This window comes from Milkweed yellows phytoplasma str. MW1 (genome assembly GCF_000309485.1).
Taxonomy (GTDB): domain Bacteria; phylum Bacillota_I; class Bacilli_A; order Acholeplasmatales; family Acholeplasmataceae; genus Phytoplasma.
This window is the reverse complement of the sequence record NZ_AKIL01000061.1, coordinates 1-1394: the sequence shown is the minus strand read 5'-3', so window position 1 is coordinate 1394 and position 1394 is coordinate 1. Positions and strand designations below refer to the sequence as shown.

At 20.9% G+C, this 1394-nt stretch carries 2 protein-coding genes; both read right to left on the bottom strand.

Going from position 1 to position 1394, the window contains the following annotated elements; genetic code table 11:
• Nucleotides 1-193: 193 nt before the first annotated feature.
• Complete coding sequence (locus RI76_RS01460) at nt 194-409, bottom strand: hypothetical protein (RefSeq protein WP_017192368.1); 216 nt, start codon at nt 407-409, stop codon at nt 194-196.
• Nucleotides 410-868: 459 nt separating this feature from the next.
• Nucleotides 869-1087 (bottom strand): hypothetical protein, encoded by a 219-nt coding sequence (locus RI76_RS01450; RefSeq protein ID WP_017192366.1) that lies wholly within the window; start codon nt 1085-1087, stop codon nt 869-871.
• Nucleotides 1088-1394: the final 307 nt, after the last annotated feature.

The window sequence follows — 1394 nt, the reverse complement described above, 5'->3', positions numbered from 1 at the left end:
GTGTGTGTGTGTGTGTGTTGATTTTATCGATAGGTTTGTTTTATAAGTAATCCAGTTCGTTAAAGGAATGTAAACAAGGATCTTTATTATGGGTTTGCTTGCTTAAATAAAAGCAGTTCTGTTGCCGTATAAATTAATCACTAAAACGATCGCTTTTTTATGTTGAATTTATCTGTTTTTATTCATTTTATAATTAATTACTTTTTATTATTTTGTGAATTTTCACAGATAAAAAATATTTTCTTTTAGCGAGACCTAACCATTTTAAAATTCTTAAAATAATATTAACAAAGGCAAAAAAAATTGCAATGGCATTCATAAACATAAGATTAATAATAATATATTCATATTTTTTAGGAAATTTTTCTTGAACCAAAGCATCTAGACTTTCTAAACAAATAACCAACATAAAACTGCCTACAACTATTTGAAAACAAAAGAAAAATAACTGTATTATCAGTATTAAGGTACTTGTTAAATTTATATTATTATCATTAAAAATTTTAAACGAAGTTAATCAAAATAGCAATTATATAAGAAATTATAAAAATAATTTTAGTAATATAACGGAATTTAGGAGAAATTTTCAATTTATCAACATAATATAAATAAGATATAAAAATAATTATTAAAAAAGAAGCAAAAAATGGTATTAAAAATAAAAACAAAAATGAATTATTCAAAATAACATTATTTTTTGGAAAGGTAAAATATAAAAAATACAACAAACCTGCTTCAAGCAAACCACACAAAATAGCCAATAAAAAAGTTGTATACTTAAGTAAGGGAATGAAAAAATAAAAACTTATTAACCATAATATACTTGAAACCCCATAGATATGTATAAAGTCCAAAACATTTTTTCTAGTTATTTTTTGAACTTGTTTCTTTTTAGTTCTAAATTGTCATATTTTAATTTTAATTGTTTTAGATCTTCATAAATTGCTGTTTTTCGAGATTGATTTTGTTCGTTTCTTAGTTCTTCATATTTCAACTCTCGATTATCAATTAATATTTTTCTCTCTTTAATTTCATCTTTATTTAAAGCAACTTTCTTTGTTGCATTAGAGAAATAATGAAAAAACACAAAACCACTCAATAAACTAATAATTATTAAAAAAAATATTTTCAAGAAAACACTTGAATGAGTAACATATTTATTAGTATTGGTAATTTTTTGAGATTTTAATTTTGCTATTTTTTTATTTATGATTTCGATATCTTAATTATTATTTTTTAATAATTTTCTAATTCTTTTAGAAGGATTTAATAAATATTCGAAAAAATTCATCAAAAAACCACCTTATTCTTATTATTTTTTTATATTTTAAAATTCTTAACAAATTTCCATACATCATTTAAGGTGCTTTTGTAAAAATTCTGTTAAATATAAC

Coding starts and splice junctions, on each gene's coding strand:
- RI76_RS01460 (WP_017192368.1), bottom strand. CDS start 409: ATGTTGGTTATTTGTTTAGAAAGTCTAGATGCTTTGGTTCAAGAAAAA.